The sequence below is a fragment of the Aliiroseovarius halocynthiae genome (assembly GCF_007004645.1).
In the GTDB taxonomy this organism is placed as follows: Bacteria; Pseudomonadota; Alphaproteobacteria; order Rhodobacterales; family Rhodobacteraceae; genus Aliiroseovarius; species Aliiroseovarius halocynthiae.
Genome location: NZ_ML660019.1, coordinates 650,530 through 663,401, shown reverse-complemented (window position 1 = coordinate 663,401; position 12,872 = coordinate 650,530). Strand labels below are relative to the sequence as shown.

Below are 12,872 nucleotides of genomic sequence, written 5' to 3'. Positions count from 1 at the left end.
GAACCAGTATTGTCCGGGATTTTGAACGTTATCTCGGCGTAAGCCGATGAGAAAATTTATATCCGGAACATACCTTACGGCACAGCGGGCACTGGATATCACGTGACACTTGCGCGCTTCAATCAGGCATTGAGGGCTGTCAAATGTTAGCGCAATCATATATAGATACATGAGAACTCTGGGAGGTTTCCATGCAGAAAAAAGTGATTGTCGTGATGGGCGTAAGCGGCGTCGGAAAGACCTCGGTCGCACTCGGAATCGCCCGGCAACTCGGTGCGATTTATGTCGAAGCCGACGACTTCCATCCGCAGAAAAATGTTGATGCGATGCGTGCTGGCATCCCTCTGACCGACGAGATGCGCCATCCTTGGCTAACAGCCTTGGCCGAGGGTATTGCGGACACTCAAGCAGCACAAGATGGGCAGGTTGTTGTGGCCGCGTGCTCAGCGCTCAAAAAAAGCTACCGTGACACGCTGCGCGACCGCTTGCCTGACGTGTTTTTTGTCCATCTACATGGGGACCAGCACAAGATTGAAGGCAGGATGTCTGCGCGGACGGATCACTTCATGCCCTCAAGCTTGCTCGACAGCCAGTTTGCAACACTGGAACCGCCCAACCGTGACGAGGCAAGTTGCACCGTCGATGTTTCCGGCAGCAAATCAGAAACCATAGATAAAGCCCTGCGACTGCTGCCAGAAGAATTTCTCTGCTAACCTAATTGCCTGAATGCGTTCACGTCCGCGCGATCCATGTCCCGTTGTCATCCGAAGATCTGCGCGCAGCGTTGATAAACCACATCCCGTCCAACCCATCCTGTAGATTGGGTAGCAGGTCATTCTCTTGTCCCGACGAAATCACGGATGCGATGTCATCATAAAGCGTCGCAAAGCCTTCCAGATACCCTTCAGGGTGGCCGGGCGGAATGCGGGTCCATTCCGGACCGGTTCCTGCACCGCCGCGAGTCAGGATCTGTTTTGGGTAGCCAAACGGGGTGAAGGTCATCTGGTTCGGCGATTCCTGCGCCCATTCAATGCCGCCCTTGTCGCCGTAAATGCGCAGTCGCAAACCGTTTTCACATCCGACCGCAACTTGACTGGCCCACAGCATCCCACGTGCGCCGCCTGCATAGCGCAGCAAGACATGGGCGTTATCATCCACTGCACGACCCGCACCAAAGCTTTGCAGGTCGGCGGACAGGGCTTCGACATCAAGACCGGATACGAAATTGGCCAGATTGAACGCATGGGTGCCGATATCGCCAATGGCGCCACCACCCGACTTGCTGGGATCGGTGCGCCAGCTTGCCTGTTTGTGGCCATCTTGCTCCAGCGGTTCGGTCAGCCAGTCTTGCGCATATTCCACCTGAACCAACCGGATCGCCCCCAGATCACCCCGGGCCACCATCGCGCGGGCCTGCCGCATCAGCGGATACCCGGTGTAGTTATGGGTCAGGAAAAAACGGGCGCTGCTGGCAGCCGCCGCAGCGGCTATCGCCTCGCCATCTTCCAAACTCGCCGCCAAAGGCTTGTCGCAGATCACGTGAATACCTGCGTTCAGGAAGGCAATCGCAGGCCCCGCATGCATGTGATTGGGCGTGACGATTGCAACTGCGTCGATCCCATCTTCGCGGGTGGCCTCGGACACCGCCATATCCTCAAAGCTTGCGTAGGAGCGGTCGGGCGCGATTCCCAGTTCCGCAGCGCTCGCCGCCGCACGATCCGGGTCCGAAGACAGCGCGCCGGCGACAAGGTCGAACCGGCCGTCAATACGTGACGCGATGCGGTGGACGCCGCCGATGAACGCCCCTTGGCCGCCGCCGACCATTCCCAGCTTTAACCGTGTCATAGGCCCAGCATCCCTTTGATTGCAGCTTCGTCCCGCTCGCCACCTGCAAAATCATCGAATGTCTTCTCAGTGACTTCAATCAGATGGCGGTCGATGAAAGGCGCGCCCTCGGCTGCGCCCTGCTCTGGCGACTTGATGCAGCATTCCCATTCCAAAACGGCCCAGCTGTCATAGCCATATTGTGTGAGCTTCGAGAAGATGCCCGCGAAATCCACCTGACCATCGCCCAAGGACCGGAAGCGTCCGGCACGGTTCATCCAGCCTTGATAGCCGGAATAGACGCCCTGCCGCCCGTCGGGATTAAACTCGGCATCCTTGACGTGGAAGGCGTTAATGCGGTCGTGATACAGGTCGATGAAGGCCAGATAATCCAGCTGTTGCAGCAGGAAATGGCTGGGATCATAGTTGATCATTGCCGCATCGTGCCCGTCGCAGGCATCCACAAACATCTCGAATGTTGCGCCGTCGAACACGTCTTCGCCGGGGTGGATTTCAAACCCGATATCCTGTCCGTGATCTGCATAGTGGTTCAAGATTGGTGTCCATCGACGGCCCAGCTCGGCGAAAGCTTCTTCAATCAGACCTTCGGGGCGTTGGGGCCATGGGTAGAGAAACGGAAAAGCAAGCGATCCGGTGAAGCTGACGGTGTGCTTCAGCCCCAGCCGTTCACTTGCAACAGCCGCCATCTTCATCTGCTCAACCGCCCAAGCCTGCCGCTTGGCTGGATTGCCACGGCACGCTTCGGGGGCGAAGGCATCAAAGGCCGTGTCATAGACCGGATTAACCGCAACCAATTGGCCTTGAAGATGGGTGGATAGCTCGGTGATTTCGACACCGGAATCTGCACAGATACCCTTTACCTCGTCACAATATGTCTGGCTGTCCGACGCCTTTTCCAGATCAAACAACCGCGCATCAAATGTGGGGATCTGCACACCCTTATAGCCCAATCCAGCCGCCCAGCGTGTGATATCCGCTAGGGAATTAAATGGGGCGTCATCCCCGGCGAACTGCGCCAAAAACAGCGCGGGGCCTTTGATCTGAGTGGTCACGTCAACTCTCCTTGTCAGACAGGTGTCATAAGCTGTGAAGTGCGTCTTTGTTGGGCACTTCCAAACATTGCAGCGGCGCATTCTCGGGGGTGCGAATGGCTTGCACAATCGCGTCTGCCAAGAAGGCGCCCGTAATATCTACATTCTCGTTCACGACGATGATTTCAGGCCGCATCAACTGCAGCATGGGAATCGCCTCCTTCGCCACCACGTCGAAATCATGGCCAACTTTTCGACCGGTACTTTCCATCCCGGCAACAACCGCCATCGTAGCACTAGTAGATGCACAAATGATCCCGTCGATATTGGGATCCGACGTCATTTTTCGCGTCGCCCAATCACGGGTTTCCAACGTCGTCGCATCACTGTCCACCTGCTTGGCGACGTGCAGCTTAACCCCATGTGCGGCGGCAGCCTTTTGCGCCCCCTCGACCATCTCTAACGCATAGTTATGTTCGATTGGCGGTGCGACCAAAATCAGATTTTTACGCCCTTTGCGCACCAGCTCGTCTACCCCCAACCGGGCATATGTGAAGTTGTCAAAGTCATAATAAGCGTGCTGCCCTGCCCATTTTGTGCGCCCGTGGGTGGCGAAGGGGAATTTTCGTTCCATAAGGAACTGCGCGCGTGGGTCTTCTGTCCGAACTTGGTTGAATATGATACCGTCAGCGGTCCTGTTTTCGACGATATAGCGGACGGCCTGCATCGGATCGTCATCCGGCAAAACAGGCACCACGTTCAGGTGAAACGGGGTCGCGCGCAAGGAGACACCTATCGATGACAAAAGGCGCGCGGTAACGTTCATCATTTCACGTTCTGCAGACATCACAAGCGAGACGACATTCGTACGACCTGTGCGCAAACCGACACCCGCGCGGTTTGGGATATAACCCAGCTCGTTCGCGATTCGGCGAATTCTTTCCTTAGTCGTTTCGCTGATATCCGGCGCATCCGCCAGCGCGCGAGACACGGTCGGCACAGCCATTCCACTGACTTGCGCAATTGTTTTCAACGTGGGTTTCTGCGGGCGCGCTTGCGGCGAGGAAGCCTTGTCAGTCATGATTATCAACCTCTTTTTGCCATCGCATGCGCTACCGAGACCTTTTAGCCAGAGCAGACCTAAACTATCTCAGAAAAATTCTGTTGCAACAGAAAACTAAAACGTTATAGAAATTACTACATCGTTTTAGACGGGAGGAAAAACGACATGAAACTCAAAACAGCACTGGCAGCATCGGTTGCATTTGTTAGCGCTAGCGGCGCAATGGCAGCTGATCTGGAGGTCACGCACTGGTGGACTTCGGGAGGCGAAGCTGCTGCGGTGGCCGAATTTGCAAAAGCCGTGGACGCCAAGACATCGCACAACTGGATTGATGGTGCGATCGCAGGCTCCGGCGGCACCGCACGGCCCATCATTATCAGCCGCATTCTGGGCGGCGACCCGATGGCCGCAACGCAGTTGAACCATGGCCGCCAGGCCGAAGAGCTGATCGAGGCGGGTCTGATGACAGACCTGACCGAGTTGGCCGAGGCCGAAGGCTGGCGCGACATCGTGAACCCCTCGTCACTGCTGGATAGCTGTACCTTTGAAGGCCGCATTTATTGTGTGCCGGTGAATATCCACTCGACCCAATGGCTGTGGCTAAGCCACGACGCTTTTGAAAAGGCTGGTGTCGAGGTTCCGAAGGATTGGTTTGAGTTCGTTTCCGCAGCTCCTGCACTGGAAAAAGCTGGGCTGGTCCCTCTGGCAATGGGTCAGCAAGGCTGGCAGCAGTCGATCGCATTTGGTGCAATCACCATCAGCATCGTCGGTGTAGACACTTGGCGCAAAGTGACCGTTGAAAAGAACGCCGATGTCGCTGCGGGCCCCGAATATGCCAAAGTGTTCCAAGCTGCGGCAGACGCCCGCGAACTGGCACGTGAAAGCAACGTTCAGGACTGGAACCTTGCCACCAACATGGTGATTACCGGCAAAGCTGGCGGTCAAATCATGGGTGATTGGGCGCAAGGTGAATTTGCGGTTGCTGAACAGGTTGCTGGTCAGGACTATTCCTGCCTGCCGGGACTGGGTCTGAACCAGATCATCGACACTGGTGGCGACGCGTTCTATTTCCCCGTTGTGGATGACGCCGAAGTCAAAGCCGCACAGCTGGAAATGGCATCAATCTTGATCTCGAAAGAGGCACAGGTGAACTTCAATCTGGCCAAAGGATCGTTGCCGGTGCGTGGCGATATTGACCTGTCGGCCGCCAATGACTGCATGCAGAAAGGTCTGTCCATCCTCGCTGATGGCGGCGTGCTTCCCAATGCCGACCAGACGCTGACCGCAGATACTCAGACACAGATCCAGGATCTTCTGGCCGAGTTCTGGGCATCTGATATGCCCGCCGCTGACGCTCAGGCGAGCTATGCAGCGATTATTGCTGACGCTGACTAAGTGACGTGACAGCAGCGCAGAGCGGCGCCCCCACCCCAAAACCCCAAGCGCCGCTCTGCCCCCTTTTGCGCTAAACGCCCCTTTCCCAAAGGCTAATCCCATGTCTCATGCCGAGAACCCCCGCGGGGCCGAGAGATCGGCGCGCCGCCCGAGACAGTTGTTTCGAAATCTGAACGCTAAGTTCGCATCGCTGCCGATGATCCTGACCGCGCTGGTGGTCTTTGTTGGTGGCACCGCTTGGACCGTCGCCCATTCCTTCACCAAATCGCGCTTGCTGCCAAAGTGGGACTTTGTAGGCTTCGATCAATATGAACGCCTCTGGAACAGCAATCGTTGGATGATTTCTGTCGAAAACCTGATGATCTATGGCGTCTGTTCTTTGGTTCTGACCATGGTTCTGGGCTTCACGCTGGCGGCCCTTTTGGATCGCAAAATCCGGTTCGAAAGCGCATTCCGTACCATCTTCCTGTATCCGTTCGCATTGTCCTTCATCGTGACCGGTTTGGCGTGGCAATGGATCCTGAACCCCGATTTTGGCCTTCAGGGCGTTGTCCGCGGTTGGGGATGGGAAAGCTTTACTTTCGATCCGCTGAACAATCCCGACATCGTTATCTTTGGCGTCCTGATCGCGGGTCTGTGGCAAGGCACCGGCTTTGTCATGGTGATCATGCTGGCAGGCTTGCGTGGTATTGACGAAGATATCTGGAAGGCCTCACGCGTGGATGGCATCGGCGTCGCAAAAACCTATGTCCGCGTCATTATTCCGATGATGCGCCCGGTTTTCGTTACCGCGCTGGTCATTATCGCCAGCGGTATCATCAAGCTTTATGACCTGGTGGTGGCGCAAACCAATGGCGGTCCCGGCATCTCGTCCGAAGTGCCCGCGAAATACGTCATCAATTATATGTTCCAAGCCCAGAACCTTGGGCAGGGCTTTGCGGCCTCAACCATGATGTTGCTGTCAGTCATCATCGTGCTTGTCCCATGGGCTTATCTTGAATTCGGAGGAAAGAAACGTGGCTGAGACGATGTCGCCCCCCAAAAGCCGCCTTCTGGACGGCCCGCGTGGCAGCAAGCCGAAATCCCGGTTTTCCCGCCGCAACATATTCCTCTATGGCACGCTTTTGCTGGTGTCCGTTTATTACCTGCTTCCACTTTACGTGATGGTGGTAACGTCGCTGAAAGGCATGCCAGAAATCCGACTGGGCAACATCTTTGCGCCACCCGTCGACATCACCTTTGAACCTTGGGTCAAAGCATGGGCCGAGGCTTGTACCGGCATCAATTGCGATGGCCTGAGCCGCGGCTTTGGCAACTCGATCAAGATCTTGGTCCCGTCCGTCGCCCTCTCCATCGCAATCGCCAGCGTAAATGGCTATGCGCTTGCCAACTGGAAATTCAAAGGCTCGGAAGTGTTCTTCACCATCCTGATCATCGGGGCCTTTATCCCCTATCAGACGATGATCTATCCCATCGTGATCATGCTGCGCGAGATCAAGCTGATGGGGTCGCTGTGGGGGCTTGTTCTGGTGCACACTGTCTTCGGCATGCCCATCCTGACGCTGCTGTTCCGCAACTATTTCACGTCGCTTCCGGAAGAGCTGTTCAAAGCAGCCCGCGTAGACGGCGCAGGTTTCTGGGGCATCTATTTCCGTGTGATGCTGCCCATGTCGATCCCGATCTTTGTTGTCGCGATGATCCTGCAAGTCACCGGAATTTGGAACGACTTCCTGTTCGGCGTGATCTACACCAAGCCGGAAACTTATCCGATGACAGTGCAGCTGAACAACATCGTGAACTCGGTGCAAGGCGTCAAAGAATACAATGTCAACATGGCCGCCACGCTGCTGACCGGTCTTGTTCCCCTCATCATCTATTTTGTCTCAGGCAAACTCTTCGTGCGCGGCATCGCTGCCGGCGCTGTGAAAGGCTGATCCCATGAACATGAACGCAAACTCTGTTGAAGTCCGTGATCTGGACCTTCACTTCGGTGACGTCAAAGTCCTGCAGAAGCTGAATATCGACATCCATGAAGGCGAATTTCTGGTGCTTCTGGGCTCATCCGGCTGCGGGAAATCGACGCTTCTGAACTGTATCGCTGGCCTGCTGGACGTGACCGATGGCCAGATCTTTATCAAAGGCGACAACGTCACTTGGGCCGAGCCCTCGGATCGCGGCATCGGCATGGTGTTCCAATCCTATGCGCTCTATCCGCAGATGACGGTCGAAGGAAATCTGTCCTTCGGCCTGAAGAACGCACGCGTTCCCAAGGCCGAGATCGAAAAACGTGTCGCCCGCGCCGCCGACGTCCTGCAGATCGAGCCGCTTTTGAAACGCAAACCCGGCGCTCTGTCGGGCGGGCAGCGTCAGCGGGTCGCCATTGGTCGCGCGCTGGTGCGCGACGTGGATGTCTTCCTGTTTGACGAGCCGCTGTCGAATCTCGACGCCAAGCTGCGTACTGATCTGCGGGTCGAGTTGAAGCGTCTGCATCAACAGCTTGAAAATACCATGATCTATGTGACCCATGATCAGGTCGAAGCCATGACGCTGGCCGATCGCATCGCGATCATGAAGGGCGGCAAAATCATGCAGCTGGGCACCCCGGACGAGATCTATAACCGCCCGCAGAACATCTATGTGGCAGGGTTCATTGGCAGCCCTGCAATGAACATGATCGAAGGACAGATCCAAGGCGCTGAGTTCGTGGCTGACGGGCTGTCACTGCCGCTGGATGGCTATGAATTCATAGGCGCAGCGCCCGCCTCGCAGGCCGCCGTGATCGGTATCCGACCCGAACACGTGCTGACCGGCGACGCCGCAGCCTCGGTCGCGGCAAAGGCCGAAGTCGAAGTGCAGATCGTCGAGAAATTGGGCTCGGACACATTGGTTCATGCATCACTAGGCACCCACAATCTGCGCCTGCGCATGGACGGCCTCAGCGCCGTGAAAGCCGGTGATCGGATCACCGTTGGGTTCGACACCTCTCGTGCCTCGTTATTTGACGCCTCTAGCGAAGCTCGGCTGTAACGCCGCGCGGATGAAAGGACACATCATGACTGCTATTTCTTACCAGCTTTACGGATCCCGCAATTGGCCGCTGCCCGACACGCTGACCATGGTGAAGGCAACCGGGTTCAGTGATGTCGAAGGCTATGGAGCATTGTTTGCCCAGGCGCCTTCGCTAGCCGATGACCTTGCAGCCGCAGGGCTCAGCATGCCCACGCTGCATTACGGTCTGGATGATTTGGAAGCCGACCCGCAAGCCGCGATCGATCTGGCGCGCGCTGTTGGGGCTGAAGCGGTGTTCGCACCCTATCTGGACGCTGACGACCGTCCCACAAACCGTGCCGGGTGGGAGGCATTTGCCCAGCGTCTTTGCGCTGCCGGAAAGCCGCTGCAAGATGCCGGGCTTACTTTTGGCTGGCATAACCACGACTTCGAACTGGTTGACCTTGGTGATGGCACCACCCCGCTGGGTATTATTGCGGCCGCATCCCCTGACATGAAGCTTGAGCTTGATCTGGGGTGGGTCGTACGCGCCGGGCTTGATCCGGTCGACGTGATCAAAACCTTTGGCAGCCAGATCCACACGGCGCATATCAAGGACGTCGCCCCCGCTGGGGACTGCACTGACGAAGACGGATGGGCGGATGTTGGCTATGGCACGACCGATTGGGCCGCCATCCATGCGGCTTTGCAGGCCGCTGGCGTGACCCGCTACGTCGTCGAGCACGATAACCCCAATGACCACCAGCGTTTCGCGTCGCGTTCGCTGGCCACCGTAAAATCTTTCTAAGGACCACCCATGGCTACTTTCGGCGTTGGCATCATTGGATGCGGGAACATTTCCGCCAGCTATCTTAAATTCGCGCCCCTGTTCAAAGGGCTTGAAATGCGCGCGGTTGCAGACATCAACTTGGACGCGGCAACGGCCCGTGCGGCCGAGTTCGGGCTTCGTGCCGAGACGGTCGAGGGGCTGCTGGCCTCTGACGACATCGACATTGTCGTGAACCTGACCATCCCCGAGGCACATTACGATCTGACCCGTCAGATCCTTGAGGCCGGCAAACATGCCTATTCAGAGAAACCTCTGGTGCTAACGCTGGAGCAAGGCAAAGCCCTTCGGGATCTCGCCGCCAGCAAAGGCCTGCGCATCGGCTCGGCCCCCGACACATTTTTGGGTGGGGCGCATCAGCAAGCACGCGACGTGATTGATGACGGGAAAATCGGTCGCGTGATCGGCGGCACCTGCCATGTCATGTCACGCGGGATGGAGCATTGGCACCCCAACCCGGACTTCTTCTTCCAGCCCGGCGCAGGTCCCATCCTTGATCTTGGTCCTTACTACATCACCAACCTGATCCAGTTGATTGGACCGGTGAAAGCTGTCAGCGCCATGACGGCGGCCAGCTTCCCGACGCGGACGATTTCAAATGGCCCGCGCAACGGGGAAGAGATCCCGGTAGATACGCCAACCAACATCCATGCGCTTCTCGAATTCGAGAACGGGGCGATCGTGACCTTCGGCGCAAGCTGGGACGTCTACGCGCACACCCACCCCAATATGGAGCTTTACGGCACCGAAGGCAGCATGCAGGTGCCCGACCCCAACTTCTTTGGGGGCGATATCATGATGTCCGAAAAGGACGCGGGGCTGGCCCGCCTGCCACAACAGGACCATCCGTTTGGTATTCCGAACGAGGGGCTGGATGGTGACAATCCGCAGGCGAATTATCGCACCGCAGGTCTGGCCGAGATGGTCAACGCGATCTACGCAGGCAAACAGCACCGCTGCAATATCGACATTGCCGTGCATGCGATCGACGTCATGGTTTCGATCCTGAAAGCTGGCGAAATCCGGGACTGGGTCGAGATGACAACCACTTGCGAGCGACCAGCGCAGCTGACCACGGAAGATGCCACAGCTTTGCTAAAATAGCGTATGTCTGCGGGCAGCCAATTGGCCCGCAGACTACCTTCGCCTAAGTAAACTTAAACGACGGGAACCCAGTAATGGGATAGGTGTGCAATACACCCACCCCCTAGATCAGTTCGCAAATCCACATTCATTATCGATGCCACCGCATCCGTTCCGAGTTGGTGAAGTAGCATTTCCGACAACTACAAGGTACGGGAACGCGCCAATTGGTGTTGACCACATGATGCGCACAGGCACCCCAATTTTCCCGATGTACGCACGCGCGACGAGACAATCAGCGACCTGGTTGCGCGCCCTTCAGAACTGGCCTCACTGCAAGTGGCCCGCATATCAACACCCTCGGCGTCGTAGATCACGCAAGCATTGCAAGGTGACCGACGCGTGACGAATTGATGTGCTTGAAGAAGCTCAACATCTGACGGGAGCCAAATGTCTCGTCTGCCCCGTTCGAAAACATGAAGTTGAGGATTGGGTGTCGTGCCTATGCCACACAGCGCGACCCCATACGAGCGTTCCTGCCCACCACTGGGCAGGCAGATTGGCATGTCCACTTTGGGGTCAGGTACATGGTGTGCTCGAACGCGACAACACCACACCCGGCAACGACTATCTGCAACCTTTACTGCGATAGATTTTGGTCAGCTGATCAAAGGACTTTTCCGCGTCGGCTTCGTCAAACGCATTGGCAGCATATTCGATATCCGCTGCAGCCGCCGCATTTGAGTCCTCTGCAAACGCTGATTCTGCGATGTTGATCCATCCGTCGATCTTCGCGGAATCGCGCCGTTGCTCACGTTTGCCGATCTCACGGGCCAATTCTGTGCAGCTTTTTGACCACGCCGAGGACAACTGGTCTTTAGATTCACCGCAGGCGGAAAGCCCACCCAACGCGAGGCCAAGCAACGTGATGGCGGCTGATTTAATACGTGTCATACTAGCTCTTCTTTCTGTGTTGTAGTGTACCGTTCTCGGACGGCAGCCAATCTCTGTTGACACGGTCTAAATTTCATCTGGGCGTCCAGATGTCGTCCACCCCAGCCGGTAAGGACATGTGAAATGCGATAACCAGGCACTCACAGATCCAATCTGGGTACGAAATGATGGAAAACTCTGTCCTTCCCGACCGAAAAAGACGACACAGCATCTAAAGCCGCAGTTCCTTGTGTGGACCCGATACAATTCAACAAACGAATGCCAAGTCAGCACGGCGTTCCGCAACAGAGCAGCCTCGTTTTAGCCTTAGACCTGCATGACACCAATACGTTCAATCTAATCTGAGTAAGAATATGACACTGGAAACTGCCTCCAACACCGTCGACATCGCGGCCATCGGAATCAGCCTATTCTGTGCCAACCTGCTATTTCTACGAAGGAACGAACCGGGGGTGTATTTACCTTTGGCCCTGTTTTTCCTTTTCCGGGGTGTGTCCTCTCTGGCTTTTCTCGTCGCAGAACTCTCGGGCGGAGCGGATCAAATCAACAACGTCATGCGCATCTCGGTTCTATTTGTTATTCTGGACTTCGCCAGCCCGTTTCTATTTTGGATGTATGTGCGTGGACTTACCTGCGAAGGCGAAGCCGCGAGCATTCCGAGATTGCGATACCACCTGCCGCCGATCATCATTGGATCGGCCTTACTGGCGACGCTCGCATTCGTTCCCGAAGAGATTACACAAGCGGATCTGCCTGAAGATCATCCTATTGTGATTAAGGCGCTTTTGATTACATTAGCTATTTTTCTTGGAGACATAGTGTTCAAGATCGTAATCGGAACATACCTAGCCCTTATCATCAGGCGACTTAGAAAATACCATCAACGCCTTCACGAAGTTTTTGCCAGTACCGAGAACCGGGAACTGACGTGGATCTGGGCGATCATCTTTGCCAGCATCGGCTTTTGGCTGCTTTCTGTAGCCCTCAGCGTGGCAACATGGGGTGGTGCACTAAGCGGTGATGAAAACAATGACCTCATCAGCTTCTTCGAAAGCTTGGCGTTGCTCATCTTACTCTGGGTTATCGGTATTTGGGGCCTTCGCCAGCGCCCAGGCCTGATCCGTGAACCCGTGGCTGAGGTGGAAGAACCACCTGCGCCCATCGCAAAGAAATACGAGAAATCAGCGTTGGATGACGAACGCGCGGCACGGATCGCACGGAAAATTGACACCGCAATGACAACGGATCTGCTGTATCGCGAACCCAATCTCAGCCTTTGGGATCTCGGCAAGCATATCGGCGTCACATCGCACTATATCTCGCAGACTCTGAACTCCCACCTGAGCACCAGTTTCTTTGACTATATCAATAGCTGGCGGATCAAAGACGCAATCGAGCAGCTGAACACGACTGATGAAACAATCTTGGTGATCGCTTACGATGTCGGCTTCAATTCTCGATCAGCGTTCTACAAGGCATTCAAACGCGAAACTGGGAAAACACCATCTGACCTTCGCAAAGGATAAGAGCGTGTTAAGTTCCAGCGCAGAGCTTGCTTTCAAGCCGTCTGCCTGCGGCCATTAATGACTACTGTGAAGACATATTCCAGACATATACACGTCCCGGCACAATCAAGTTTCGGGCACAGTCCAATCTCACCATTCGT

Annotated in this window: 12 protein-coding genes; 8 read left to right on the top strand and 4 right to left on the bottom strand. The window is 56.0% G+C overall.

From position 1 onward, the window contains the following. Positions 1–191 precede the first annotated feature (191 nt). Positions 192–713 (top strand): gluconokinase, encoded by a 522-nt coding sequence (locus FIL88_RS03375; RefSeq protein WP_142852388.1) that lies wholly within the window; start codon positions 192–194, stop codon positions 711–713. Between the two features lie 19 nt (positions 714–732). Here the strand turns inward: FIL88_RS03375 and FIL88_RS03370 are convergent, their stop codons facing one another. Genes FIL88_RS03370 through FIL88_RS03360 form a run of 3 tightly spaced genes read right to left on the bottom strand, consistent with a single transcriptional unit; the run spans position 733 to position 3,957 of the window. Then, positions 733–1,845 (bottom strand): Gfo/Idh/MocA family protein, encoded by a 1,113-nt coding sequence (locus FIL88_RS03370; protein ID WP_142852387.1) that lies wholly within the window; start codon positions 1,843–1,845, stop codon positions 733–735. Continuing rightward, complete coding sequence (locus FIL88_RS03365) at positions 1,842–2,897, bottom strand: sugar phosphate isomerase/epimerase family protein (protein WP_142852386.1); 1,056 nt, start codon at positions 2,895–2,897, stop codon at positions 1,842–1,844. Before FIL88_RS03365 ends, FIL88_RS03370 begins: the two co-directional genes overlap by 4 nt. Positions 2,898–2,922: 25 nt before the next feature. Then, positions 2,923–3,957, bottom strand: coding sequence for a LacI family transcriptional regulator (locus FIL88_RS03360; protein ID WP_142852385.1), 1,035 nt, complete (start codon positions 3,955–3,957; stop codon positions 2,923–2,925). A gap of 147 nt (positions 3,958–4,104) precedes the next feature. Between FIL88_RS03360 and FIL88_RS03355 the strand changes: the two genes are divergently transcribed. The 6 genes from FIL88_RS03355 to FIL88_RS03330 all read left to right on the top strand — a co-directional run bounded on the left by FIL88_RS03355 (position 4,105) and on the right by FIL88_RS03330 (position 10,273). Further along, entirely contained in the window at positions 4,105–5,334 is a 1,230-nt protein-coding gene (locus FIL88_RS03355) for an ABC transporter substrate-binding protein (RefSeq protein ID WP_142852384.1), read from the top strand. A 100-nt stretch (positions 5,335–5,434) separates the two neighbouring features. After that, positions 5,435–6,358: a carbohydrate ABC transporter permease gene (locus tag FIL88_RS03350; RefSeq protein WP_142852383.1), complete on the top strand. Its 924-nt coding sequence runs from the start codon at positions 5,435–5,437 to the stop codon at positions 6,356–6,358. 4 nt (positions 6,359–6,362) lie between these two features. Continuing rightward, positions 6,363–7,268, top strand: coding sequence for a carbohydrate ABC transporter permease (locus FIL88_RS03345; RefSeq protein ID WP_142853436.1), 906 nt, complete (start codon positions 6,363–6,365; stop codon positions 7,266–7,268). A gap of 4 nt (positions 7,269–7,272) precedes the next feature. Continuing rightward, entirely contained in the window at positions 7,273–8,361 is a 1,089-nt protein-coding gene (locus FIL88_RS03340) for an ABC transporter ATP-binding protein (RefSeq protein WP_142852382.1), read from the top strand. A 25-nt stretch (positions 8,362–8,386) separates the two neighbouring features. Next, a complete protein-coding gene (locus FIL88_RS03335) occupies positions 8,387–9,130 on the top strand; it encodes a sugar phosphate isomerase/epimerase family protein (protein WP_142852381.1) in 744 nt (247 codons plus the stop codon). Positions 9,131–9,139: 9 nt separating this feature from the next. Further along, positions 9,140–10,273 (top strand): Gfo/Idh/MocA family protein, encoded by a 1,134-nt coding sequence (locus FIL88_RS03330; RefSeq protein ID WP_142852380.1) that lies wholly within the window; start codon positions 9,140–9,142, stop codon positions 10,271–10,273. 606 nt (positions 10,274–10,879) lie between these two features. Here FIL88_RS03330 and FIL88_RS03325 read toward each other — a convergent pair. Further along, positions 10,880–11,206 carry a hypothetical protein gene (locus FIL88_RS03325; protein ID WP_142852379.1) on the bottom strand — a complete coding sequence of 109 codons (327 nt, stop codon included), beginning with the start codon at positions 11,204–11,206 and terminating at the stop codon, positions 10,880–10,882. A 554-nt stretch (positions 11,207–11,760) separates the two neighbouring features. On the opposite strand from FIL88_RS03325, the gene FIL88_RS03320 reads away from it, so the two are divergent. Continuing rightward, entirely contained in the window at positions 11,761–12,732 is a 972-nt protein-coding gene (locus FIL88_RS03320; protein WP_185960826.1) for a helix-turn-helix domain-containing protein, read from the top strand. Positions 12,733–12,872 lie beyond the last annotated feature (140 nt).

Bases quoted from the DNA above. Each gene is read 5' to 3' on its own strand.
- FIL88_RS03350 (WP_142852383.1), top strand. From the start codon at position 5,435: ATGTCTCATGCCGAGAACCCCCGCGGGGCCGAGAGATCGGCGCGCCGC.
- FIL88_RS03360 (WP_142852385.1), bottom strand. From the start codon at position 3,957: ATGACTGACAAGGCTTCCTCGCCGCAAGCGCGCCCGCAGAAACCCACG.
- FIL88_RS03320 (WP_185960826.1), top strand. From the start codon at position 11,761: ATGCGCATCTCGGTTCTATTTGTTATTCTGGACTTCGCCAGCCCGTTT.
- FIL88_RS03330 (WP_142852380.1), top strand. From the start codon at position 9,140: ATGGCTACTTTCGGCGTTGGCATCATTGGATGCGGGAACATTTCCGCC.
- FIL88_RS03370 (WP_142852387.1), bottom strand. From the start codon at position 1,845: ATGACACGGTTAAAGCTGGGAATGGTCGGCGGCGGCCAAGGGGCGTTC.
- FIL88_RS03345 (WP_142853436.1), top strand. From the start codon at position 6,363: ATGTCGCCCCCCAAAAGCCGCCTTCTGGACGGCCCGCGTGGCAGCAAG.
- FIL88_RS03335 (WP_142852381.1), top strand. From the start codon at position 8,387: ATGACTGCTATTTCTTACCAGCTTTACGGATCCCGCAATTGGCCGCTG.
- FIL88_RS03340 (WP_142852382.1), top strand. From the start codon at position 7,273: ATGAACATGAACGCAAACTCTGTTGAAGTCCGTGATCTGGACCTTCAC.
- FIL88_RS03325 (WP_142852379.1), bottom strand. From the start codon at position 11,206: ATGACACGTATTAAATCAGCCGCCATCACGTTGCTTGGCCTCGCGTTG.
- FIL88_RS03375 (WP_142852388.1), top strand. From the start codon at position 192: ATGCAGAAAAAAGTGATTGTCGTGATGGGCGTAAGCGGCGTCGGAAAG.
- FIL88_RS03355 (WP_142852384.1), top strand. From the start codon at position 4,105: ATGAAACTCAAAACAGCACTGGCAGCATCGGTTGCATTTGTTAGCGCT.